The organism is Acetivibrio ethanolgignens, from assembly GCF_001461035.1.
Lineage (GTDB): Bacteria > Bacillota > Clostridia > Lachnospirales > Lachnospiraceae > Velocimicrobium > Velocimicrobium ethanolgignens.
The window spans coordinates 1-25,987 of the sequence record NZ_LNAM01000163.1; the positions used below are offsets into that span (position 1 = coordinate 1).

Consider the following 25,987-nt stretch of genomic DNA (forward strand, 5'->3'; position numbering starts at 1 on the left):
GATTTAATCTGCGGCAGGATTGCGACAGGAGAGAATTATAATTTGACGCGTGACATTTTTTCTTTTGTAGAAAGTCCTGCACGTTCCAAAATTTGTGTAAGAAGTTCCGGTGTAATGGTGTAGATGGGCGGCGAGGATAAGATATTGTGCCGCTCACCAGGTTCTTCGCTTTCTACACGCTGATAGGTTTCAAACAGTGACTTGGACTCTGAACGAAAGATTTCCATAAGCGGTTGAGCCTTTAAGAGAAGGTCAGCAGCTTTTTGTTTATAGTAGGCAACTTCTTTGCGATTGTTAGTAAGATAATATTTGCCGTGGTCATGATGCCCGTTGATACATTCTCCAATCAGGGCTACCGTTCCGGACACATAATTGAAATGATGGTACACCCGGGTGGATACGTTAGGCAGGTGATAAGGCGAAACTTGAATAGTAAGCTGGATATGGATAATGTGGCGAAGGTTACTTATTCTACCAGCAATAAAACCATTGCAACGGTAAGTAAGAGTGGAAAGGTTACAGCAAAGAAGGCAGGAGCTGTGTCGATTAAGGTAAAAGTTACGTTAAAGAATGGTAGGACAAAGACGGTTACTTTAAAGGTGAAAGTGGAGTAGTTGTATTGAATTGCCATGTCAACGAGGCACTAATTACTAGAGTATATCTGGTGATTAGTGCCTTTATATGTCATTGGGGTATAGTTAATACAACTTTAAATCCACCGAATTTGCTATGTTCTATGATTGTTTTTCCATCATGACTGTTTATAATCTGCTTTACAATAAGTAATCCTAAACCGTGTCGCTGTTCAGTGGTGTTGGTATCACAGACCATATAATGTGGGGTATTGTTCAGCTGTTCTATCTGTTCATCGGAAACACCGACACCATTATCCTCAACACAGATTATGCAATTACCGTCTTTGGAAATCACAGAAACATAAATTGTGCATCCGTTTTCATTATGGTTAATGCTGTTTTGGATAAGATTTGCAACGGCACGTCTCAGTAAATCCTTATCTGCATCAATGTTACAAACGTACAGTTCATCGTCGGTTTCCCATTGAATCGGAAAGCTGTCATCAATATCCATGTTCATAAAATCAACAACAACTTGGCGAACGACTGCGACGGCGTTCTCCTGCTTTTTTGTAAGTGGCTGCATGTTATATTCCAGTTTGGAAGCAAGGTTGAGATCGTTAATCAAGTCTTTCATTCGTTTGCTTTGCTTCACAATGACAGTAGCTTTTTTGCGCTCGGCTTCTGAAAGGGTTTGGGAGTTTTCTAACTGTCCGGCATATCCCATTACCATAGATAGAGGTGTTCTAATATCATGGGAAACACCCGCTATCCAGTTTGCTCTTGCTCTTCCCTTTTTCCTTAACTGATACTGTTGCTCTTGCAAAATATCAGAAGTGTGGTTGATATTGGCGGAAATTTCAGAAAGCAAACCATTTTCGGGAATGTGTACTGGCTCTCCAGCAGATAAATCCTGTATACCTGCGGTGATGGGTTTTACTGACTTTAGGAGCTTAATATTTGCCATTATATAAATCAAAAGAATAAGAAAAATATTGACCAATAGCACCATTAAAACAGTATGCGGGAAATTGGCAATTAGACTGTAATTCCAGCTTGCTCGTGTATGCTTCCAGAAACTATCTTTAGGGAAACCGAGGACGACAATACCATTTGCAGTTTCTCCCGTATAGGTAGGATAGCCGTCAATATATCCTATTGCTAAATCTGCTATATCAGATAATGTATAGGTACTTGGAATACTATTAGGGACATTTTCCGTTTTCCATACAACTTGTAAAGTATCGTTGTCAACTAGAATTGCCCAAATAGCATTGGCATTTAATTTAGCGGACATTTCATCAGACAGCATATATTCATTATTATCTATTTGCAATGACTTACCTGTTTCTGTTGCAATTTTATATGGCGAAGCGTCAGCATTGGGGGATAGCCTTGTCATTATTATGGCAAATACTACAAAATTGATAATAAAAATGAGAACGGAGCTTAATAGCAGAATAGCTACAAAACGCCGTATTAGTTTCGGGACACTTTTCATGCTATTTACCCTCCACAATTAACTTGTAGCCTAACCCTTTGATTGTAACCAACGAAACAGGCTGCGATGGGTTTAATTCAATTTTTTCTCTGATACGGCGAATATGTGCCATTAAAGAATTTTCATACCCAAAAGGATTATCGCCCCATGCAGCCTCACATAATGAGTCAATCGTCACAATGCGTCCTGCATTACGATATAGAGCAGACAGTAAATCATGTTCCTTTGCGGTCAAAGGGATATGCTCTCCTTTTTTTATCACTTCAGCACGAGAAAAATCAACCTGACTATATTGTAATTGTACAAGAGGATTTTGATCCTTATAGCTGCGTCTCAAAATCGCCATGATACGGAACAAAAGTTCTTTTGGCAAAAAAGGCTTTACTATGTAATCATCAGCCCCTAAACCAAAGCCGTGAAATTTAGCCTTATCTTCACCACGGGCAGTAAGAAACAAAATAGGATAGTCACTATTTTGCTTTAGCTGTGCCATTAAATCAAAGCCGTTCCCGTCTGGAAGCATTACATCAAGTATTGCTAATTCCGGTTGAAAATTTTGAGATTTTTCTAAGGCATCTTTCATGCTGTGGGCAGTCTTAACATTATGAAATCCGTATTCAGTCAGAATCGATGAAACCATATCTAAAAGCTCCTGCTCATCGTCTACAAGCAGTATGCGTTTGCACAATAAATAATCATTACTCATAGCAAAATCTCCTTTCATATTTACATTGTACCACAGAACCATGAATTTTTTTTGTGTTTCGTAAAAAGTAAGGTAGATGTAAGGTGGAGAGAATGTTGCTACAAGGTTGATGTTGTACCATATAGTCAACGGAGGTGTTGATATGGACTATATTATTACAACAGAACAGTTGACAAAAAAATATAAATCTTTTGTTGCTGTAAATGATATTTCTCTTCATATTCGAAAAGGAAGCATTTATGGCTTCCTCGGTCCGAATGGAGCAGGAAAGTCTACCACGATGAAAATGCTCTTGGGGCTGACTGCGCCTACAAAAGGCAACTTTACAATCGATGGAAGGCAGTTTCCGGCTGATCGCCTTGCCATTTTGAAAGAAGTCGGATCATTTATTGAAGCCCCCTCTTTCTATGGAATATAAGGGAAACGCAATCAAAAAGATGTATATGCTGCCTATGAGTGTTCCATCCATGTACTGGTGCAAATTTTTTATTTTGACAGTTATGCTTTTGGTTGCTGTATGTATTCAAAATATGGCACTTGCAAAAATTGGTATGGCAGATTTGCCACAAGGCACATTTGAAGCCAATACTCTAATATTTTTTGCAGGATATTCCTTTATTACGTCAATGCCTGTACTGTCATTTATGGTATTTGTATCATCCCGCTTTGAGAATATGTGGGTTCCGCTTGGTATTGGTATTGCAGGATTTTTAAGCGGTATGGCATTGGCTGCGTCGGATATTGCATGGCTCTGTGCACATCCCTTTGTGGTTATGCTGAAGCCGGCTGTTGCTATGAGCGCACAGCCGGATATTACGGTTGTTATCGTATCTTTAGTTGAAACAATTCTTTTTCTTTGTGTGGGACTTTGGACAGCTAAAATTCTGCGTTATGAATAAGGAGGTGCATGAAAATGAATTTTTTGAAATTGCTCAAAATTGAGTTTATGAAAGTCAAACGGGGGAAAATTGTCCCACTGATTTTCATTGCCCCGCTACTTGTTGTCGCATCTGGTGTAGCAAATTTGCAAAGCTATTTTACCCCAGAATATTCCAATGTCTGGGCGGCTATGTTCATTCAAAGTGCATTGGTCTATTCCTATTATCTACTCCCGTTTAGCATGATTGTAGTGTGCGTGATGATTGCAGGACGGGAAACGGGAAACAACGGGATATTGAAGATGTTAGCTTTGCCCGTTAGTCGGTATGCCCTTTCTGCTGCAAAATTTTGTGTGCTGCTGTTTTATCTGTTTATGGAAATGGTTGTATTTCTCGCTTCGTTTGTAATAGCGGGACTAATTGCAGCAAGTAGTACGGGGATTACGGAAGCGTTGCCGATTATGTATCTGCTGAAATGGTGTACCGGACTGTTCTTAACTATGATTCCCAGCGTAGCAGCAATGTGGGCGATTACTATACTTTTCGACAAACCGCTGTTATCTGTCGGCTTAAATCTGTTCCTTGTTATTCCTGGTGTGTTGGTGGCAAATACCTCACTTTGGATTGCATACCCCTATTGTTACAGCGGTTATTTAGTTTCCTGCTCTTTGCATGACTTTACAACAACAGGTGTAAGTACCGGGTTTGATTTGTTCCCATTTTTGCTGTGTGCTGCTTTGATATTTGCATTGATGCTTTCCGTGGCGGTAACTCGCTTTGGAAAAAAAGAAATGGGATGATTTTATGGAAAATAGGAGATTGTACTTGCTCATACAATTTTGTGGCAAAAAGAATCCCGTATTTATGCGATACTAGGCGTTTCGCAAACGCCTAGTATCCGTAATGACAAAAGAAGTTTTACGAATGATGTCGGATAATATGTAAGGTTTGTGAAAGAAAAAATTTTTCTAGACTCTTGTCTGTAAATTGCATTCTTTGTGCAAGTTGCTGTATAGAATTTTTGACAGCAATTTTTTTATTTAAATCTTAACCAGAAAAATATAGTTTCAATAAATTTTTATTGACATACTTACTAAGAAGTGTTAAATTAAATTTAAGTTAACCGATTAAGCAACGTTTTAAGGCGTTACGGAAAACTTCACGGCAAACGATAATATTTTTAGTACAAAAGAGAAAATGTAGCTAGAGTTAGAAAATATTAAGTTTGCTACTTTTTTACTCAATTGCTTAATCGATTAAACAGAAATAGAATAGTAAAGGAGAAGGGATAAAATGAAAAGAAAAAATGTAGCAGTTTTATTGTTAGCAGCCACTGTATTAGCAGGGGAGGTAATCGGAGTTGCAGGATGTGGAACGACAGAAACACAGAAAGAACAGACAGTAGAAGGAACAGAAAAAGGTGAGGCAGCAGATCAAAAGAAAACAGAAGCTTGCACCGTTACCTTTTATGATTCTGATGGAACAACTGTATTAAATACAGTAGAAGTAGAAAATGGTGGATTGTTAGAAGAATACGTCCCGGAAAAAGATGGTTATACATTTGTAGGCTGGTTTGCAACACCTCAAATGAGCCATAAATTTGATTTTTTACAGGAAATTACAGGAGATACAAAGCTTTTTGCAGGATTTGTTTCTTATGTGGAAGATACCAGAACATTTGCTGTTGTAGGAAGCGGAACCAGTCCGGTCTTGTTGGAATCAAACTGGGGTGCTAACATCGGAGAGGCACAGACCATGACAAAAGAAGACGTGGATGGGGCAAATGTTTACACAATTACATTAGATTTGGAAGAGGGAGATGAATTCCAGTTTGCAATTGATTCAAGTTGGAAAAACCAGAGAGGTTATGGTTATCTTGATACCATTTCTTTAGATGGAACAGATTATTTCCAGAATTCCGGAAGTCTTGGAGAAGCTAGCACAAAACGTTCTAACATTAAATGTGCAGTAGCGGGAAATTATACCTTTACCTTAATAACTTATCCGGATGAAGATGAATATGAGACAGATAATGCAAATTACTCTGAGGACAACAAAGAGGCATTTAACATTAACCTATATGATGTGATTACATGGACTTATAATGGAGAGAGTGCTTCCGGTGGGGAAGAAAAACAGGTTACTTATTACATAAAGGGCGCAGAAATTACCGGTTGGAAGGATGTTTATTCTGATGAAACAGAATTTGTAGAAGAAGGTGGAATTTATACACTTACGGTTGATTTGACAGAAGGAGATGAATTCATGTTTACTTCAATGGTGACCGTAGGAGAAAACACCAGCGTAGGAACAGAATATATCCGCTATACCAATATTGCAGAAGAGGATGCAGAAAGTCTTTCTTTTGTAACAGGAACAGACAGTGCAAACCTTGTAGCATCACAGGCAGGGACATATACCTTTACTTATGATCCGGCAACTCAGATTTTGACAGTATCCTATAAGTAAAAAAGTGTCGCATAGCGACACTTCTGAAAATATGATGCGTTTTAAAACGCATTTTATACGAGCACATCATGCTGCTCAATCGGAATTCTCTGCAGAGCATATTCAATGCTTTGCAGGAGAGCTTCCGCTTTTGTCAAAGAGATGGCAGGAGCATAGTAGACGTGGTTTTCTTTTTCTAAGAGTGTTTGCAGTGTATGATCTACTACAACGAGATTTTCCCCTTGCAAATTAGCGACATCTGAAAAATCATGGGGATAGCAGATGTCAGAAAAAATGGAAGACAGATAAGCCACACGCTCTTGATTCTGGGTCTCTAAGACTGCTAACTTGAAGGATTCTCCGTGGAAGAATGCTACAGCATCTTCCCAGATTTTTTTGTAGTCAGAATTAATCTGAAAGAAAAGTGGATCATGAATCATGCAATCTAGGGCAATCAGGGGAATAAAATTACAATCTCCGATTTTATGGAAATAATCAGAGGAAATATCGTAGCAGATAATCGCATCTGCGTGGTCGAATTTCTCTGTATAGTTTTCACTTAAATAAATCAAATCATAATTTCTTTCATGAAGAAATTTGGATAAGAAATGAATAAAATGCAGTTGCTCTGCGTTTTTTAAAATAGATACATTTGGTGACAGATAGAGGGCAATCATGTGGTTTCGATTTGTTGCGAGTGCTTTTGCAGACTGATTTGGGGTATAGTTCAACAGGTTAATCACCTGCAATACTTTTTTTCTGGTCTTCTCACTGATTCGCATATCGGTGCGGTTGTTTACCACATAAGAAACCGTGGCAACAGAGACACCGGCTTCGCGTGCAACATCTTTAATCGTAATTTTTTGATTCATGATTGATTCCTCCCTGTGAAAACAAATTTCCGACTTATGTTTAATTCTACACCAAATGCTTACCAATTGAAAAGAGAAATTTTAAATTTTTCAGATAAAGATGAACTCAAACTCAAGTAAAAATACAACTACAAAAATAAATGATTAAAGGATGGTCATTATGAACGAACATGCAATTTTACATATCCCGGATTCCCGTTATTGCTTTGCAACAGCCGAGAAGAAACTGGTTTTGCGCTTACGGATGGCACGGGAAGATGAGGATGCAAACGTATATTTAATTTATGCACAAAAATACGATTTTTCAATGAAACGCGAAAAACTTAAAATGGAAATCAGCTATAGCGACAGGCTTTTTCATTTTTATGAAATAAAACTGAGGCTCAAAGACGTAAGATTTGCGTATGTGTTCCAAATCGAAAAAGGGGGAGCAACCTATTACTTCAGTGAGGATGGAATTACAAAAACCTATTGTTTTGAAGAAGGGTTTTATAACTTCTTCCAGATGCCATACATTAACAAAAATGATGTGTTAGAAGTGGTCGACTGGATGCGGGATGCAGTTTTTTACCAGATTTTCGTAGAACGTTTTGCACGAGGGAATACAACAAAAGATACTTCCTACATTGATATGGAATGGGGAGGAATTCCGACAGCGAAAAATTTTGCAGGCGGTGATTTACGAGGAATTATTGAGAAACTGGACTATTTAAAAGAACTTGGCATTACGGCAATTTACCTGACACCAGTCTTTCGTTCCATTTCAAACCACAAATATGATATTATGGACTACATGCAGGTAGATCCACAGTTTGGCAGCAAAGAGGATTTGATCGAACTAGTTGAAAAAGCCCATGAAAAGGGAGTGCGGATTGTACTCGATGCCGTATTTAATCACTGCAGTATGAAGATTGAACAGTTTGAAGATGTTTTGAAAAAGGGAAAAAAATCAAAATACTATGACTGGTTTTTGATTGAGGGAGATTTTCCGAATCCGGAGAAAGGAAATTACGAATGTTTTGCAGTCTGTACTTATATGCCAAAATTCAATACGGCTAATCCAGAAGTGCAGGACTATCTGATACAGATTGCACGTTATTGGATTGAAGAAGCAGGTATTGATGGATGGAGGCTGGATGTATCCGATGAAGTTTCTCATGTATTCTGGAGAAGATTCCGTCAGGAAGTGAAGGCATTAAAACCAGATTGTGTGATTATTGGTGAGAACTGGCATGATGCTTATCCATATCTGATGGGAGATCAGTATGACAGCATTATGAATTATTCCTTTACGAAAGCCTGTCTTGATTATTTTGCAAAGGGCATATTTACGGCAAAACAGATGGCAGAAAAGTTAAACAGTAATCTGATGCGAAATTTAGAACAGGTTAACGACATGATGCTCAATTTGTTAGATTCACATGATACGCACCGCTTTTTTACCGAAGTGGGAAAAAATAAGGAAAAATTGTTGGCAGCAATTGCATTGGAAATGGTGTTCCCGGGGGCCCCATGTATTTATTACGGAACGGAAGTTTGTATGGAAGGCGGCTATGATCCGGATTCCCGCAGATGTTTTCCTTGGAATGAAAATGAATGGGATCATGATTTCCTAACAAAAGTAAAAGAGCTCATTATGTTACGAAAAAACAAAGAAATTGTGTATGGCACGGTGCGTATTGATGCAAAGGACGGAATGCTATGCGTAGAGCGGAAACTTGGAGATGAGGCAATTGCTGCACAGATAAAAACATTGGAAAATGAGACTGTTTTAGCACGAATCGAGTCTTCGGGAAAAGGAAGCATCCGTCTTTGGATTAATCTGAGTGAAAAAGCAGTAGAACTACCTGAAAAAGTTGATACAGCAATTTTAGCTGCAAATTGTTTGGAAGGAAGAAAAGTAAATCCAAATGGATTTGTAGTTGTAAAGTAACAACATAGAGAAAAGAATGGGTTACCAGAAGGATTTAGTTGTGGAGAAAGGTATGGTGATTAGAATGAAAAGAAAAAAGATGGCACTTGTAATGGCAATAATGTTTTGCGTAGGTCAGTTAGCGGGTTGCGGAGACACCGCAGGTACATCGGGAAACACCGGAGGAAGAGAAAGCGGAGCAAACGAGACTTTAACGGGAAGTAGCGTTTTTACCAGAGAATTGGAACAGGATGTAACTATTCAGGTATTAGAGAATGATACTGCAATCTCGAAAGGATATTTTGAAGAATTGATTAAGGCCTTCAATGAAAAATATGCAGAATATGGAATTACAGCTGTAGATGCAAATATGGATCAATATCTGGATTTGGCAAATGACGGACCTTACGGATATGGACCGGATGTTTTATATCAGGCAAACGATATTATTATGCAGTATGCAACCGGAAAACATATTTATCCGCTCCCGGTAGAAGAATTAGAATGTTATGATTCTATTCTGGAAGCAGCCTGGAATGCTTATAAAACGGAAGTAGACGGAATCACTTATTACTGTGGAGTTCCGGTAAATGTGCAGGCACCGATGCTTTATTACCGGACCGATTTATTACCGGAAGATTGGGAAACTACCTGGGATGACAATGGAAATCAGATTCCGGATATGATTGAAAACTGGAATGGTATGTATGCATTTTCCGTTGCAAGACATGAGGCAGACAGTTCTCAGTATGGTTATATGAAATCCCTTTATGATGTTTATTTTTCTAGTGGATTCCTGTTTTCCTATGGGGGATATGTATTTGGATCTGACAATACAGATCCGTCTGACATTGGATTTTCTAAGGGAGAAGCAGAAAAGGGAGCATGGGTATTACAGCAGTTGGCAGGTGTCATGAATGAGGAATGTATTGATGATACGATTACGACAAATGCTTACAGCAAATTAGCAGACGGCACTTATTTTGCAACCGTTTCTACACCGGATGTGTATTCCACGTTTTTAGATGAATTATCAGCAGAGTATGAAGGTGAAGGAATGAGCACTGCTGAAGCAGAGGAAAAAGCAAAAGAAAATCTGGTTATGACAACTTTACCACAGCTTCCAGAAAGCGGAGACTTGACGGAGGAAGATCCGGAACTCATTGATAGTAAAACAATGGGGGGCGTAAACGGATATGCCATCAGTGCTTACACCAAATATCCAAATGCATGTCTTGCCTTTATCGAATTTGCGACCAGCTATAAGATGATGGTAACAAGAAGTGAGATGCTTGGAATCGCTCCGGCAAGAGAAGATGCAGCAGAAACAGCAGGTGGAACATCAGCACTACTTTATGAGAATCTGGAAAATGAAAATATTAAATTAATGCCTTCGATTCAGGAAGTTTCGCAGATATGGACACCGGGACAGACATTCTTTACTGATTTAGCAAAAGATGTTTTCCGAGCTGAGAACGAAAGAAAATATACAGACCTTGCATCTTTGAAAACAGGATTAGAAGAAGTGGAACAGCAGATCTATGATGCAATCTTTACGTTAAAGTAGACAAGACACAAAACAATCGTGCGGAAGTGGGGAATTATGGTGAAACAAAAAATAAAAAAGATAGGGGAATGTTGCCGGGACAGCGGTTGGCAGGTAAAACTGTCGGCTGTTCTCATGGGAGGTGGTCAGATTTGTTATGGAAGAGTTGCAAAGGGAATTTTATTTCTAATCGCAGAAATTAGTATTCTTATTTATCTCGTTGCCAGAGGATGGAGTGACATAAAGGGATTCTTTACCTTGGGAACACAAAAGGGAGATGCCTGGCTTGGCATAGAAGGTGAGAATTCGGTTGTCATGCTTCTAATGGGAATCCTTGCTTGGATTGTGTTAGGAGTATTCCTTACACTTTACCGATTAAACTTAAAAGATGTTTATCAAATGCAGAAAAGAAAAGAGCAGGGAAAGCCATTACTGACGTTCCGGCAGGAAGTTGCACAGCTTTTGGATAAAAAGTTTTATGTTATGGTACTTGCACTTCCGGTTATCGGAGTATGTATCTTTAATATTTTACCGATTGTATTTATGATTCTAATTGCATTCACCAATTATGGTGGTAACATTGTACCACCGGAACTGGTAGACTGGGTAGGAATCGCAAACTTTCAAAAGCTGGTAACACTTTCCCGGTTTCTACCAACGTTCTTTAAGATTTTGGGTTGGAACGTGGTGTGGGCAATTCTTTCCACAACATTGAATTATTTTGCAGGACTTGGTTTGGCACTTTTATTGGAAAAAGAATGTGTGAAGGGCAAGGCATTCTGGAGAGCGTTTCCTGTACTCGCTTATGCCATCCCGGGATTTATTACGCTTTTGGCATTTAAATTCATGTTTTCCTATGGAGGCCCAATCAATCAGATGATTGTCGATGGTGGCGGTACTGCTATCGGTTTTTTGGATTTGGATGCAAAGTGGACGGCAAGATTAATAGGTTTGCTGGTGAACTGTTGGATTAGTGTTCCGTCCATTATGTTATTAGCAACCGGAAATCTTTCCAACCGTGATATTTCTTTATATGAAGCGGCCGGAATTGATGGGGCGGGAAGATGGAAACAGTTCCAGAAACTGACCATGCCATTCATGCTTTTTTCCACGATGCCGGTTCTCTTAGGTCAGTTTATTGGAAACTTTAATAATTTCGGTATTTTCTATTTCTTAAGAGGAGGTCTTTATCTGGATGGATATTTCCTTGCAAGTGATACGGATTTGTTGATTAACTGGCTATATAATCTTTCTATTGATAATAACTACTATTGTATTGGAGCGGCAATCAGCCTTGTGATTTTCATGATTACCTCGGTAATCTCACTTTTGGTTTACATAAAATCACCATCCTATCGGGAGGAGGACACATTTCAATGAGAAAAAAATGGAATTTGGGTCGCGTTGCAGACACCGGAATTACTTATATCATATTGATAGCCGTAGTTTTTATTTTCTTTTTTCCATGCCTTTGGCTGATTTTAGCTTCTTTTTCAAAGTCGGGAACTATCTATTCATTTGATGGCTTTTTCCCGAAAGAATACAGTCTGGCAAGCTTTCAAAAGCTTTTTACGGATACAACGCTTTATAATTATCCACAATGGTTCTTAAATACGTTATTTGTGGCAACGGGGAGTTGTATTTTAGGAACGTTTTTTGTAATTTTGACAGCGTATACGATGTCAAGATTTACATTTAAAGCCAGAAAACCAATGATGAAAACCACAATGGTACTTGGCATGTTCCCTTCTTTTATGGGAATGATTGCGGTCTATCTTTTGATGACGCAGTTTAATCTGATTAACCATTTGTGGGGATTGATTTTGATTTATGCAGCAGGTGCGCCAATGGGATATCTGACGCAGAAGGGATTCTTCGATACGATTCCAAAGGCAATCGATGAAGCAGCCAGAATTGACGGTGCAACGAATTTTCAGGTCTTTACGAAAATCAATTTTCCATTATCAAAACCAATTATTGTATATACTGCTTTGACGTCTTTTACATGGCCGTGGAGTGATTTTATTTTACCAAAGCTTTTATTGAAAGAGAAAAATCTCTACACTGTTGCCGTAGGACTGATGAGCTTAGATGAAACCGAGTTTGCAAGATTTGCAGCCGGAAGTGTTTTTATTGCAGTGCCAATTGTAGTTCTTTATTTCTTACTTGTAAAAGATATGGTAAATGGTATGGCACAGGGAGCAGTAAAAGGATAGGTTTTTGGACGGGGATAGCAGCAACAATCCGTCAGGAGATATTAACGACCAAGGAATTATCAAATCTCTTGGTCGTTTTCTTTTATGAATTATAATTATTTTCTTCAAGTATTTCTATAATATGGCTTGCTATGGCCTTTGCAAGGAGAGGAGGGACTGCATTTCCTATTTGCATTCCAACTGATGTGATGTCTCCTATAAAACGATAATCATCAGGAAATGACTGTATTCTTGCAGCCTCTCTTGGTGTTATGGTTCTATCTTGTGTAGGATGGGTTATTCTTCCTACAGAAGGAGTGTTGAGTCTTGTTGTCAAGGTATAAGCAGGTTTGTCATATATCATTCGACCATAAGCACCGCTGTGTACTGATTTTGTATGGTATTCTTTGGGAAGGTCTTTCATGGTTTGCCCTTGCTTAATCAGAGAGAGTATTTTTAATGTTTCTGGTTTATGGTTTGAACTCTCGTGGTTGTAAACAGTCCCTGTGGATGAAACCATGGTTTTCTGATATTCACTTAATATTAATCCTTGGGTATAAGGAGTTACTTCTAATCCTTTGCCTGCCTCGACAGGAGGTAGGTCGTTTATAGCGTCTCGTATTGTTACATATGTTTCTTCTGTATGAGAGGCTATTGGAAACAATAGGGAAGGCTCGATTTCTAATTTGTTACCAATAAAAACGGCACGGTGTCGAGTTTGCGGAACACCATAGTCTGCTGCGCATAATACTCTTGAATCGATTTTATAACCTAATTTTTCGAATGTTATATATATTTCTTCCTTTACAGCACCATCATTATAATTTAAAATGCCGGGAACATTCTCTATTACGAAAACATCAGGCATAAGTATTTCTACCATTCTGATGTATTCTTTGAATAAATAATTTCTTGAATCTTCTAAAAATGATACTTTGGAACGAATACGATTTCCAGCCATGCTAAAACCTTGACATGGGGGACCACCAAAAATGATATTACATTTAACACCTTGTTCATCAAAAATAGATTTGATGGTTTCGGCAGATATATTTTTGATATCGTCAACTAGCATTTTTGTGTCAGGATGATTGTACTCATATGTTTTGGCTATCTGAGGATTAAATTCTACAGCTGCAATCACATTTATTCCAGCTTGTTCCACGCCTGCAGAAAAGCCACCAGCTCCGGCAAATAAGTCGAGAGCGTTTAATTTGATTTTTTTACCCATTTATAGGCACCTCCAATTTTACTTTTCTCATTAGGCGATACTTCTATGTAATCATAGGATTCCTTTAAAATGTTTTCGATATTAATAGCATTACCTGTTTCATCTGTGTAAGCATTGTTTTGAACGATTATAGGAATAATATATTCATATAATTCAGATGGGGTGGCACCATTATACTCTGAAATGAATTGTTCAATAGTGCTTTTTATGAACTCATCAATGTTTTTGATACCACAAGTGGTTACAGGCTTTCGAGAGGTATCCTTTTTGAAGTTATATACAAAATCTCCAGTCAGAGTATTCTTCTTATTTATTCCTTGAGTTCCTGAGCTTACAGCTTGTTCCTGAAGAATGATATTCTCTAAAATAAAACCAGCCTCATTACAAGCATCAAGTATTGCTTTCCACACAATTAAATCTCTATTATGGAAAGTAAAAGACATATAGTGGTTATCTTTTAGAACTCTATAAAATTCTGCATATGCATCTTTGGTTCTCTGTGCATAATCTTCATATCCCTTTTTTCTATAAGGGTCAATGATGATTTCTTCATCATAATTAACTGTATTTGGTAGCCAACTGTTCCAAAAATGGCTTAATGCTAAATAAGCAATACTTTCTCCATATGGTGGATCTGTAAAAATGTAATCAATACTGTTGTCAGAAATAGAAGACAGATTGCTTGAATCAGAAGTGGAGAGAGTAGCAAGTGATGAGTCTATTCCTTGCAGTTCCTGTTTGCCTTTAAGGATAGCTTTGCAGCGTAGATTCATACAATAGAAAATATTTCTCTCGGTATGAATTTTAGGAGTCCAAAATTTACTTATAACCCAACCGGATTTATAAGTGGACTTTTCTTTGTCTCCAGGGAGCATTCTTGAAACATTTGACAGCATAGAAGTGAAACAAAACAATAGTAGGTTCTGTATTTCTTTATTTTCAACTTCAAGAATGAGTTTTCGGAGTTCTGATAAAATTATTAAAGCCCTGTCAGAGAATAGTTCATCAATGCTGTTGCGCCCGCTTCGTTTTACATATTGCATGATTGGGTCAGTAGGGTATGAAATTCTCTTTGCTTTTAATAAACTTTTTTTCAGTTTTGAACACTCGTTGTATAATGCAATATCACTTGGAGCTACATCACAAATAAAAATGCCATGCTCTTCACAGTTACCCTTAATTCGAACAAGTTCATCATTTTCCCATACTGCGGTTTCGATTGTCGAAGAGCAATTGCAAACAGGACAGTGCGTGTTATAAAGATGGCCATATTTTTCTTCAAGAGAAGTTATGATTTTTGAGTATGTTGAAGAGAACTCCTTCAAATCAACATTGCTTATTGTGTTTTCTACAATAAATTTAGACATTGGATTAATGTCGATTCCAATTACTTTTCTATTTAATTTTATTGCTTCAATTACAGTAACACCACTTCCCATGAATGGTTCGAGAACAGTATCTCCTTCGTTAGTGAAACAAGAGATATACTCGTTTACGATATTGTGAGCTTTTCGCCCCCAGTATTTGTGCATGAGGTAGTGTGCCGGATGCGATTCCGCCGAAATATTTTTTGTGATTATAGTTGGTTTGCTTTCGGTTGTTTCTGCCGGTTCAGAAACACTTGAAGATATTCCATAAAATTGAGTCTTTAATTCTTCAACAATAGAACGTTCAAATTTACGATAGCCGGAATTTCCAACTCTATAGCAAGTAAGTGTCCCATTATCACACCATCTGCGTATGGTTGATACTGAAACACCAAGAATTTCGGCAGCTTGTTTTGTGTTTAATAATTCTTTGCTTCTATCCATAAAAAGTCGTTCAACCCTTTCAAGTCATTCATTGAAATAATAGCATATGAATGATTCGTTTTCAAGAGTTTTCATTGTAAAAACTACATATTTATTGTATTATAAATTATAGTAAGCCCTAATTATGGGAGAACGGAGGTTGCACAATGAGCATCAAGAAAACATATGATTTGATTAATAAATTTTCATGCAAAGGATTTCATTATAGTAAGGATATTATTTTTGATTATTACTTATCATTGATTACGAAACCATTCGTCATTTTGACTGGTATTTCTGGATCGGGAAAATCTAAGATTGCAGAAATTTTTGCAGAGATAATAGGTAATGATGACAGCAAGTCATATGAGTTGATTCCTGTAAAACCAAATTGGAGAGATAATAAGGGATTATTTGGATATCATAATTTAATTGATGGTGGATACTATCTTACACCGATGATTAAGCTTTTTTTACGTGCTTTGGCGGATAAAGAAAATCCTTATTTCTTAATTTTAGATGAAATGAATATTGCAAAAACAGAGCATTATTTTGCGGATTATTTGAGTTTAATTGAGAGTAGAAGGGTAACAGAAAAGAATGTTGGATCATCTTTAGCAGATTTGCAGGAAATATTTAGGTACGATACAAAGGTAACGCTATCTGAAGCTATTATTTTAGCTGCGTTGGACATTAACAAGCCGGGAGTTGCTTTGAAAATTGAGGATTACAGAATGAATCGATTTTCTGAATTGTGGAAGAGTACTTTTTATGGTGGAAACAATTGGACAGCACAATATAGAAGTGAATTAAATCAAGGGATTAACAGGTTAGCTAACAGAGTATTTGAAAAAGTCGCAGATGGGAAATATAGATTACAAGATAAATCATCATTATCTGGCGAAGACGCTGCTATTGTTACAAAACTTGAGAGAATGTACAGTGATATTTTTAAAGGAAAATCTATTACTCAAGATAATATTGTCTTACATAATTGTAGTAAATGTATTGATGAAAATGGTGTGAAATGCAAGTGTGACCAATGTCCGTATGTGGCCGAAGAGAGATATAAATGTGAAAAGCTTTATGATAAAGCAAATGAGCATTATTTCGTACCATCAGAATTGCCAATTCCGTTGAATGTATTTACTATTGGTACGGTAAATGTTGATGAGACTACATATATGTTCAGTCCAAAGGTGTTGGATAGAAGTAATGTAATTGAATTTAATGAGGTAGATTTTGGTGGCTTATATAATTTATCTCCTGAACAGATTTCATTGGTAGAGGCTGCATCAAGGATGATTACAAATCCAGATTTTTATTTTGATGTTGGAACAGATATGCCTTCAATGAGAATAACTCTGCCTAGTGCGGAATCCGTTAATGACTTTGCAAGTAAATGCCCAGAAGAGTTTGATGTGCTTATTAGATTATTTGCTGTTCTAAAAAAACATAATATGCATTTTGGTTATCGTGTCATGAATGAGATTTCATGTTATATGTGTAATGCTATTGCAAACACAACATATGTTGATAGAGAGAAAGTTGCGTTTGATAATCAAATTCTGCAGAAGGTATTACCTAAAATATACGGCTCATACGATAAAATTTGGAATCCGCTAGTTGAATTGCTTGGAGAATTGTTAAATACAAGAGAAGACTATTCTGGATTGGATGCGGATGCATTGGTTGATAAATTGAAGCAAACTTCAGGAGGAACGATTAAGTCATTGGAGTTGAACGGCACAACTGCGAAAACTTATTTTAAATATCCTAAGTCTGCTATAAAAATTGTTGAAATGTTGGAAGATCTCGAATTGGCAGGTTTTGCAACATATATAAAATAACTTATGGATAGAGTATGTGTAGGTGCCGTGAGAGTAGGAGATATTATCATTTATAGAAATGATTTATTGTCTCCTACTCTAAAGGAATTTATAAAGTCTGGAAAGACATATGTGGAATGCGTACCGACTAAACGAAATAACATATTTTATGATGGCACTATTATTTTACAAGAGTGGGATAAATACAAGGTAAAAGCTTTAGATGGCTCTCTAGCTTCGGAAGATTTTATTAAGCTTGGCGAATTTGGAGACGAAGAGTTTGGAACATTATTGTTCAAGAATTGTATTGGAATTGCCAAATTCAAAGGTTTTCTAATTAACATAGAATCAAGTAAGATTTCTAGTGATGAGATGGATAAACTTATGAGTGTGGTTAATACTTACATAGCTAACCTTTCATTTGATTTTAATCAGGTCACCTTTTCATCAATAAGACGAGAAAAGAAGAAACAAACGGAGCTGGACTATCATATTTACCTTTTGGTTCATAATGCTCTTTCATCAGAAGATAATAGTGTTAATATATTTAGAAATTTTATACTGATTGCGAATAACCCCTGCAGAACAATGCAGTCTGTTGTACATTATGAAGATATATCTTTAGCAAAAGAGTTGTCAGATGAAGCATTGTTAGATATTTTTTCAGGTTCATCAAATCTTAAGAAGTATAATGGGAAAGCTAATAAACTTGCAAAGAAACTAGAGGTAGGTGGGCAGCAGTATTTGCCACAGGAAGTGTTGTTCGAGGAGACAGCAGATTCATTCGATAACTCAGAGAATAGATTTGTAAAATATTTCATCAGTTGGTGCCTTGGAATAATTGAAAGATTTAATGAAGTGTTTGTTGCACAAGAAAATTTCAGAAACATTGAACTGATTGAGGCGAATGTTACCCATATTAAAAAGTTAAAACTTTTATTAAGGCAGAGCTTTTTAAAGAATGTCGGAGAAATGCAATCAATTCCGATGTATTCAACTGTGTTGACTCGCCGGGACGGTTATCGTCAGATATATAGTCTTTTCTTGGGATTAAAATCTATGCCCGAGGTAGAGAATGATTCGGAAAATATAAGGGAGCTTTTAGAAAACAAGTCTCTTGATGTCCTTTATGAAAATTATTGCTATTTCGGGATGTCAGAGATGATTGCAGGTATTTACGGACAGAGACTTGATAAGAAAAAGTATCGTGTTCAAAAATCAAGCTTTTCGAAAACTCTTGAGAAAAAGACTGACTCTAATTATTTTGAGTTTGAACGTACAGATAATTTGCCAATGGTAAGAGTACATTATAATAAGAATTATGTAGTGGAGAGTTATTCAAAATCATTTGACCCAGATATTTCGATTGAGATATTTGATTCTCAAGATACTCTGTCTGCGATGTATGTGTTTGATTCTAAATTTAAGGCTACGATATCAGAAACAACATCAGAAGATGACGAAATCTATGAGAAGAGAAAATATAAATATGATGATATTAGTAAAATGCATACTTACAGAGATGCATTGAAAGTAGCTCACGGTGCATTCATTTTATATCCGGGAACGGAAGATAAAATCTTTTATTTGGATGAAGAACCAACACATAGGGATTTGCTCTATGGCATTGGAGCGTTCAAACTTGCTCCAGGAAGAAAATCTGATTTTACCCATATAAGGTATCATGTAGAGAAATTATTGAAACTATATAAGGAAAAAGAAGAGGAATAAAATCTTATCAATGATACCTGGTGTGACGACAAATTGATTTATAAAACAAAAATATCCTCTGCTTCTGATAATTTCCGGATATCATCAATCCTTCGGTCAAGGCATTGTCTGGTAATAGCATTTAATTCGATTTAACATCTCCGGGTCTGATTTCCAGAGGTTTCCTTACTGACTGGTTCAGCTACGCCCTTTTTGTTCACTTCTTCTGTCAGCAGTTCCAGTGTCCAGCGGGCATGACCTTCTGGTGCTTCGCCGCATGCAAGTTGGATCACGTGGGTTTCCAGTTCGCCATTTGTTTTACGTGGACGAACAAACAAAGGATTAAAATTCGTAGTTATGGTTGTGTTTAATGCAGAAGCAAGCTGTCTGTGGCTTAAATTGGAAGTCTTTTTATTATCCAGAGCCAGGAGAATCAAAACACGTTTGGAAACACGTGCAAAAAGGGCGCATGAGATTCGGAAGAAGCAAACAGGGAGGTGTACACATGGCTTATAGTGAACTTATAAAGAATTTTAATAAGATTCGTGATTACATGCGTGAGTTTTATATTTATGGTTTTAAGAGCCGTGAAGAATATAATAAGAAAAGTGCCCGCTCCTATGATGATGAGCGTAGGCGTATGGAGAGCTGGCTCGGAGAAAACATGCAGTTCCGTCAGACTCCAGAAGGGAAAAATGTATTCATTTCCATTGATAGTAGAGTGTATCATCATAATCCTTTGTACAAAGCGTGGAAGACGAAGAGCTTTACAGATGGCGATATCACCCTGCATTTCATTTTGTTTGACATTCTTTCAACTCCGGAAATATCTATGACAATTAGTGAGATTATGAAAGAGGTTGACGAGTTTGTTTCTGAGTTTGATAATCCGCGCTATTTTGATGAGTCTACGATTCGAAAGAAACTGAAGGAATACGTAAGCGAAGGGCTTTTAGTTTCTAAGAAGCAAGGAAAAACTATGTATTACAGAAGAGCGAAGGATTCCATCATGTGCGATACATATGCCTTGGATTTCTTTTCTGAAGTGATACCTTGCGGCGTAGTAGGTTCGTTTTTGTTGGATAAGTTGTCTAATCATGACGAATATTTTGCATTCAAGCATCATTATATTACAAGTGCTATGGACAGCGAAGTATTGCAGTTACTCTTTGCAGCAATGAACCAGAAAAAGAATATTACGTTAGAGACGATAAACAGACATAGAGACAGGATTTCTGAGAATCATGTGGTGCCACTCCGGATTATGATTAGTGTTCAAAGCGGAAGACAGTACTTAATGGCATTTGCACCTCGCTTTAAGAGAATTACATCGTATAGAATTGATAATATTGTATCTGTAAAATTGGATGAGAAGTGTGAAGGGTTTGATGAGCTTCGCAATACTTTTAATAGAATGTTGCCGAATATGTGGGGAGTGAGTACCCAGGGTATATCTGGTCAGAGAATGGAACACGTAGAATTTACAGTAAGTTATGAGGAAGATGAACATTTCATACATAATCGTTTAAAAAGAGAAAAACGGTGTGGAAAGGTTGAACGAATAAGTGAGCATGCAAGTAAATTTTCTGCAGATGTTTATGATACAAGCGAACTGATACCTTGGATAAGGACCTTTATTTGCAGGATTACAGAGATTCATTTTTCCAATAAAAAGTTGGAGAAACAGTTCTTTGATGATATGGAAGCTATGTATAAGATGTATGATGTGGAAGGCGGTGATGCAGAATGATTTTTAGCGAAATATATGGTGCATATTATACTACGATGGCTAAAATCATTGAAAGAGCAATAGAGCATCCGCTTAAAAAAGATGAACTTAGAAGTATAGTGAATGAGTACGCTTTTGGCGAAAGTATATTAAATATAGATTCATCGATTGCAGAGGGAAAATGGCAACTCATTAAGAAAGACGGAACAACGCCTATAATAAATGCTCCAAGTATGCCGCTTACATTATTGCAGAGAAGGTGGTTGAAAGCTATTTCCCTGGATCCACGGATGAAACTATTTGATGATGAAATCGTAGGGTTGGAGGATGTGGAACCGTTGTTTACGCAGGAAGACTATTATGTTTTTGATAAGTATGCAGATGGTGACGCATATGAAGATGCTGCTTACATAAGGAACTTTCGTCTTATATTGGATGCGATACGAAAAAAGTATCCATTGAAGATTACAACTTCAAACCGCAAAGGGAGAGAATTGTATCTGGTTGTGATGCCGGAATGCTTGGAATATTCTGAAAAGGATGACAAGTTTCGGTTAATCGGTGTAGGGCGTAAGTATGGAGATACGATTAATTTAGGAAGAATTATCTCATGTGAACCTTATACAAAAGAGTATTCGCCAAGAGCGAATACAAGAAGTAACAAAAAAGAAAGAGTTGTCGAATTCGAGTTAGTAGATGAAAGGAATGCATTAGAGAGGGTATTGTTGCATTTTGCGCATTTTAAGAAACAAGCTGAAAGACTGGATGGAATGAAATATAAGATTTCAGTAACGTATGATAAGGATGATGAAACTGAGATTTTAATTCGTATTCTTTCGTTCGGCCCGATGATTAGGGTAACAGGACCAGATAGCTTTGTGAGTTTAGTTAAAGATAGGTTACAAAAGCAAAAAAGCTGTGGACATTAAGTTGTTCGCAACTTTTTTTCCATGATAAATTAAGACGTGCTTGATAGAATGATATTGTAACCGGGGCACGTCAGTAGCTCTGGATACATAAAAGATGCGGACAGCAATTTTGACACGAAGCAGAGAACTGAAAATCCTCGTCGCTGGCAATTGTTTTTCGAAAATAGCACCTTGGTGTATGTAAGAGGTATTCATGCCTCTGATAATAAAGGCACTGACAGCAAATATCGAATAGCTAAGTGGTTAAAGCAAAAGGTGAATAGCCTTTCTACATGGGTTCGAATCCCATTTCATAATGTGCCTTGTATAAGAAATAATCAGCAAAGGAGAGAAGTATCATGTTGGAGCATATTAAGAATGAAGCAAATATATCATTAACTGAAAATGGAGCGGTTACTTATGAAACAACCGGCTCAGAATGTGTGGATTTGTTTGCAACAATCGGAGCGTTAAGAAAAGCTTCCAATGAAGAAATTATAGTGCGTTTTACACGTGCTTATACAGAGAATTCGGATATGGCAATGAAGCTTTTGTTCTTTGCTAGAGATATCAGAGGCGGACTGGGTGAGAGAAAAGTGTTTCGTGTTATTGTAAATTGGCTTGCAGAGAATGAACCGGAATCTGTTCGGAAAAATATAAGATATATTGCAGAGTTTGGCCGATATGACGACTTGCTGGCTCTTATGGGTACTTCTTGCGAAAAAATGATGCTTGAATACTTGCGAGAGCAGTATGAAGCAGATTGTGCAGCTATGGTTAAGGGAGAGAATATTTCTCTTTTGGCAAAGTGGCTTCCATCTGTTAATGCTTCTAATACAGAAACCGTGAAGAATGCTAAGAAGATAGCAAGAGCTTTTGGGGTGAATGTATCTACATATAGAAAAAGTTTGTCTTCTTTGCGTGCTTATCTTAAGATTATTGAAAATAATCTTAGAGAGAAGGACTATACCTTTGCTTATGAAAAGCAGCCATCTCGTGCGTTGTATAAATACCGTAAGGCTTTTGTCAGAAATGACGGCGAGAGATATGCACAGTTTTTATCGAAAGTGGAGCAGGGAGAGGCAAAGCTTCATGCAGGGAATATTGCTCCATATGAATTGGTAGAACCATATCTGACGACTGGATGGTATGGCAATAGTAGGAGTTTTATGCGATCTATTTCGGATGAGGAAAAAAGAATTCTCAATGCAACTTGGGAATCACTACCTGATTTCGGTAGTGATGAAAATGCAATCGCAGTTGTTGATACATCTGGTTCTATGTACTGTCAAATGAATCCAAGTCCGGCCTCGGTGGCTTTGTCACTTGGTTTATATTTTGCAGAGAGAAATAGAGGGCTATTTAAAAATCATTTCATAGAATTTTCAGAGCGGCCTCAGTTAATAGAAATTAAGGGTGAAACATTTGCTGACCGTCTTCGATATGTTGCGTCTTTCAACGAGATTGCAAATACAAATTTAGAGGCAGTATTTGACTTGATTTTGAAGGCTGCTGTGAATAATAATGTTTCACAGAAGGAATTGCCTGCTAAGCTTATTATAATTTCTGATATGGAATTTGATTGCTGCATTGGGAATGCATCGGTGACTAACTTCGAAAATGCAAAAGCAAAATATGTCGCATATGGCTATAAACTTCCGGAAATTGTGTTTTGGAATGCTGCAAGCAGAAATCGCCAACAGCCTGTAAGGAAAAATGAACAAGGTGCTTGTCTGGTCTCTGGCGTAACACCTAGACTGTTTTCGATGATTGCTGGAGATAATCTTTCACCTTATACATTTATGATGGAAGTGCTTGGAGGAGAACGCTATGCCCCAATTGTGGCATAGCGAGACTGCTCAGAATGTAATTAAGAGAAAAGCGGAACGACATGAATTCCAAAAAGGATACCGGACGGCAGTGATAGGACTGCGCGGAAGATAGATAAACATGTTCTTAGCGTACCGCTTATCTTGATGATGGATAGGCGGTATTTTTTTATGCAGAGTTGGCGGGGCTGGTACAGCATCGGTCTTGAAAACCGACATTCCGAAAGGGTGCTAGGCTCCGGTGGAGCCTGTTTGGCACCGATCGAAGCGGAGCGAAGAACTCAGGGTTCGAATCCAACCATATGCTTTTGTCCAATGTATTTTTGTTGATTTAAAGAAAGGAAAGAACACTATGTTGGAGATTAAGGGAAAAATAAATACAGCAATATGTTATGCAACCGTAATCGAAGAGGAAGCAATTGAGCAAATCCGTAGAATGTGCGATTACGAATTTACTGCCGGTTCCAAGGTTAGAATTATGCCGGACGTTCATGCCGGTAAAGGCTGCACCATCGGAACGACTATGACGGTTATTGACAAGGCAGTTCCAAACGTAGTAGGCGTCGATATTGGATGCGGTATGTATACGGTAAACCTTGGCAATATCGAGATGGATTTTGAGAAACTGGATGAAGCGTGCCACTTTGTTCCTTCGGGAATGAATGTATGGCAGGGTAGACAGGAGCATTTTGACCTACAGCAGATCCATTGTTTCAGGGAACTAAAGGACAGCAAGAGATTAGAGAGAAGCTTAGGCACTCTGGGAGGCGGAAATCACTTCATCGAGGTGGATAAGGCTGCAGATGGTACAAAATATCTTGTTATTCATACCGGTAGCCGTAACCTTGGTAAACAGGTGGCAGAAATCTATCAGAGACTTGCAGTGGATTTGAACCGTGGCATGGAAGATTATTTCGAGCAGAGAGATGAAATCATCCGCACCTACAAGGAGCAGGGTAGACGAAGTGAAATTCAGGCTGCGTTAAAGGAAATTGCATGGAAAAAGGCAAATGGACCTACAGCAATTCCGGAAGCTTTGTGTTATCTCCACGGAAAATACTTTGAGGATTATTTGGCAGACGTAGAAATCTGTCAGCAGTTTGCAAAGAGAAGCCGTGAGCTAATTGCAGAGATTATTCTTGATAGATGTGGATTAACAGCAGTAGATGCATTTCATACCATTCATAATTATATTGATACAGGTGAAATGATATTGAGAAAGGGTGCGATAGCAGCCCATACAGGAGAAAAAGTACTGATTCCAATTAATATGAGGGATGGAAGTGTACTCGCTGTTGGTAAGGGAAATCCGGAATGGAATTATTCTGCACCTCATGGTGCCGGAAGAGTGATGTCCAGAGCGGGAGCCCGTAAGTCATTGTCATTAGAGGAATACAAAAAGGAAATGGAGGGAATCTATACAACCTCCGTCAATGAAGATACATTAGACGAAGCACCTATGGCATATAAGTCCCTGAGTGACATCATCGATGTTATCGGAGAAACCGTAGAAGTGATTGAAGTATTAAAACCTATTTATAATTTTAAGGCATCAGAGCCGGTGAAGTATGGAAAGAACATGGGATAATTCCAGGCAGGCCCTGGCCGGGAAGGAGGAGGTCATGGCTATTCCAACCATCGACATGGTAATGACAGGTGCACAGATTTCTATGTCTGCATGAAAAAAGAATAATGCTTCTCCTGATAGTGATTATGAGTTGCCCGACAAATGGACAACCAATCGCACATTGAAAACTTAACATACTGGCCTCAAATATAGTATAATAGAGACAGATTCTAAATGAGGAGCGTACAACAAATGTCATTTGCTACAAATCAATCAAAACAGATTAGTCTCTTTGATACCACCACAAATCTTACAGATCGGGAAAAACGACTGTTGGAAAAGTCCTGGGCAACATATTTTGCAGAGAACATTTTTCCGGAAATTGATGAGGCACCTTTTTCTGTGCTTTACAGTGACCGCCCTTTCAGACATAATACACCAGTGAATGTAATCATTGGCGCACTGATACTGAAAGAAATCTTTGGACACGCTTCCCTTTGATATTCGGTATCAGTATGCTCTTCATACAACCAGTTTTGAAGAGTAGCTGCTGAATAAGTGCACGCCTGGAAGGTTTCGTGCCAGGTGCAACACCTATGAGGAAATTGAACACTGAAGGTATGGGATTTAATGTTGTGGCAATGGGACAGGGATTTGCATCCATGTCACCACCGACCAAGGAACTTATGAAGCTGACCCTTGAGTGTCAAACCGCAGATTATCTCGGGCGATTTCCGCAGATTATTTCAGACGGAAACACC

At 37.8% G+C, this 25,987-nt stretch carries 20 protein-coding genes and 2 pseudogenes; 16 read left to right on the plus strand and 6 right to left on the minus strand.

The features are described 5' to 3' along the window. Positions 1–263: 263 nt before the first annotated feature. Positions 264–614, plus strand: coding sequence for an Ig-like domain-containing protein (locus ASU35_RS10810; RefSeq protein ID WP_058353038.1), 351 nt, complete (start codon positions 264–266; stop codon positions 612–614). A 70-nt stretch (positions 615–684) separates the two neighbouring features. On the opposite strand, the gene ASU35_RS10815 is transcribed toward ASU35_RS10810, so the two are convergent. Both ASU35_RS10815 and ASU35_RS10820 read right to left on the minus strand, forming a co-directional pair. Continuing rightward, the gene (locus ASU35_RS10815; protein WP_058353039.1) at positions 685–2,076 is read right to left on the minus strand and encodes a sensor histidine kinase; all 1,392 of its coding nucleotides are present in this window, start codon (positions 2,074–2,076) and stop codon (positions 685–687) included. Between the two features lies 1 nt (position 2,077). Beyond that, the gene (locus tag ASU35_RS10820) at positions 2,078–2,782 is read right to left on the minus strand and encodes a response regulator transcription factor (protein ID WP_058353040.1); all 705 of its coding nucleotides are present in this window, start codon (positions 2,780–2,782) and stop codon (positions 2,078–2,080) included. Positions 2,783–2,924: 142 nt separating this feature from the next. Here ASU35_RS10820 and ASU35_RS10825 point away from each other — a divergent pair. The 4 genes and pseudogenes from ASU35_RS10825 to ASU35_RS10840 form a co-directional block, all read left to right on the plus strand. Beyond that, positions 2,925–3,191, plus strand: a pseudogene (locus tag ASU35_RS10825) (ATP-binding cassette domain-containing protein); the annotation flags it as partial. Continuing rightward, a pseudogene (locus tag ASU35_RS10830) lies at positions 3,187–3,681 on the plus strand (ABC transporter permease); the annotation flags it as partial. The pseudogenes ASU35_RS10825 and ASU35_RS10830, both read left to right, overlap by 5 nt. A gap of 14 nt (positions 3,682–3,695) precedes the next feature. Beyond that, a complete protein-coding gene (locus ASU35_RS10835) occupies positions 3,696–4,460 on the plus strand; it encodes an ABC transporter permease (RefSeq protein WP_058353041.1) in 765 nt (254 codons plus the stop codon). Positions 4,461–4,953: 493 nt separating this feature from the next. Beyond that, positions 4,954–6,129 carry an InlB B-repeat-containing protein gene (locus tag ASU35_RS10840; protein ID WP_083504257.1) on the plus strand — a complete coding sequence of 392 codons (1,176 nt, stop codon included), beginning with the start codon at positions 4,954–4,956 and terminating at the stop codon, positions 6,127–6,129. Positions 6,130–6,182: 53 nt separating this feature from the next. Here the strand turns inward: ASU35_RS10840 and ASU35_RS10845 are convergent, their stop codons facing one another. Then, complete coding sequence (locus ASU35_RS10845) at positions 6,183–6,980, minus strand: LacI family DNA-binding transcriptional regulator (protein WP_058353042.1); 798 nt, start codon at positions 6,978–6,980, stop codon at positions 6,183–6,185. A 160-nt stretch (positions 6,981–7,140) separates the two neighbouring features. Between ASU35_RS10845 and ASU35_RS10850 the strand changes: the two genes are divergently transcribed. The 4 genes from ASU35_RS10850 to ASU35_RS10865 are packed head-to-tail and all read left to right on the plus strand — an operon-like array spanning position 7,141 to position 12,654. Continuing rightward, a complete protein-coding gene (locus ASU35_RS10850) occupies positions 7,141–8,913 on the plus strand; it encodes a glycoside hydrolase family 13 protein (protein ID WP_083504258.1) in 1,773 nt (590 codons plus the stop codon). A 16-nt stretch (positions 8,914–8,929) separates the two neighbouring features. Then, positions 8,930–10,459 (plus strand): sugar ABC transporter substrate-binding protein, encoded by a 1,530-nt coding sequence (locus ASU35_RS10855; protein ID WP_242861262.1) that lies wholly within the window; start codon positions 8,930–8,932, stop codon positions 10,457–10,459. Positions 10,460–10,495: 36 nt separating this feature from the next. Next, complete coding sequence (locus tag ASU35_RS10860) at positions 10,496–11,818, plus strand: carbohydrate ABC transporter permease (protein ID WP_058353043.1); 1,323 nt, start codon at positions 10,496–10,498, stop codon at positions 11,816–11,818. Further along, on the plus strand, positions 11,815–12,654 hold the full coding sequence (locus tag ASU35_RS10865) for a sugar ABC transporter permease (protein ID WP_058353044.1): 840 nt from the start codon (positions 11,815–11,817) through the stop codon (positions 12,652–12,654). Before ASU35_RS10860 ends, ASU35_RS10865 begins: the two co-directional genes overlap by 4 nt. Positions 12,655–12,736: 82 nt before the next feature. Here the strand turns inward: ASU35_RS10865 and ASU35_RS10870 are convergent, their stop codons facing one another. Next, a complete protein-coding gene (locus ASU35_RS10870) occupies positions 12,737–13,864 on the minus strand; it encodes a DNA cytosine methyltransferase (RefSeq protein WP_058353045.1) in 1,128 nt (375 codons plus the stop codon). Further along, positions 13,843–15,675 carry a helix-turn-helix domain-containing protein gene (locus ASU35_RS10875; RefSeq protein ID WP_207644132.1) on the minus strand — a complete coding sequence of 611 codons (1,833 nt, stop codon included), beginning with the start codon at positions 15,673–15,675 and terminating at the stop codon, positions 13,843–13,845. The genes ASU35_RS10870 and ASU35_RS10875 overlap by 22 nt, the downstream gene beginning before the upstream one ends. A 146-nt stretch (positions 15,676–15,821) precedes the next feature. Between ASU35_RS10875 and ASU35_RS10880 the strand changes: the two genes are divergently transcribed. Both ASU35_RS10880 and ASU35_RS10885 read left to right on the plus strand, forming a co-directional pair. Beyond that, positions 15,822–17,504, plus strand: a complete 1,683-nt coding sequence (locus ASU35_RS10880; RefSeq protein ID WP_058353046.1) for an AAA family ATPase — start codon at positions 15,822–15,824, stop codon at positions 17,502–17,504. A 3-nt stretch (positions 17,505–17,507) separates the two neighbouring features. Continuing rightward, complete coding sequence (locus ASU35_RS10885) at positions 17,508–19,214, plus strand: DUF2357 domain-containing protein (protein ID WP_058353047.1); 1,707 nt, start codon at positions 17,508–17,510, stop codon at positions 19,212–19,214. A gap of 131 nt (positions 19,215–19,345) precedes the next feature. On the opposite strand, the gene ASU35_RS19310 is transcribed toward ASU35_RS10885, so the two are convergent. Then, a complete protein-coding gene (locus ASU35_RS19310; RefSeq protein ID WP_156059416.1) occupies positions 19,346–19,486 on the minus strand; it encodes a hypothetical protein in 141 nt (46 codons plus the stop codon). A gap of 212 nt (positions 19,487–19,698) precedes the next feature. Here ASU35_RS19310 and ASU35_RS10895 point away from each other — a divergent pair, with 212 nt between their 5' ends. The 5 genes from ASU35_RS10895 to ASU35_RS10915 all read left to right on the plus strand — a co-directional run bounded on the left by ASU35_RS10895 (position 19,699) and on the right by ASU35_RS10915 (position 25,727). Next, a complete protein-coding gene (locus ASU35_RS10895) occupies positions 19,699–20,943 on the plus strand; it encodes a WYL domain-containing protein (protein WP_058353049.1) in 1,245 nt (414 codons plus the stop codon). After that, positions 20,940–21,851 carry a WYL domain-containing protein gene (locus ASU35_RS10900; RefSeq protein ID WP_058353050.1) on the plus strand — a complete coding sequence of 304 codons (912 nt, stop codon included), beginning with the start codon at positions 20,940–20,942 and terminating at the stop codon, positions 21,849–21,851. The genes ASU35_RS10895 and ASU35_RS10900 overlap by 4 nt, the downstream gene beginning before the upstream one ends. Positions 21,852–22,189: 338 nt before the next feature. Then, complete coding sequence (locus tag ASU35_RS10905) at positions 22,190–23,680, plus strand: DUF2828 family protein (protein ID WP_172794633.1); 1,491 nt, start codon at positions 22,190–22,192, stop codon at positions 23,678–23,680. Between the two features lie 331 nt (positions 23,681–24,011). Beyond that, entirely contained in the window at positions 24,012–25,247 is a 1,236-nt protein-coding gene (locus tag ASU35_RS10910; RefSeq protein ID WP_058353052.1) for an RtcB family protein, read from the plus strand. A gap of 231 nt (positions 25,248–25,478) precedes the next feature. Further along, on the plus strand, positions 25,479–25,727 hold the full coding sequence (locus ASU35_RS10915) for a transposase (protein ID WP_242861263.1): 249 nt from the start codon (positions 25,479–25,481) through the stop codon (positions 25,725–25,727). Positions 25,728–25,987: the final 260 nt, after the last annotated feature.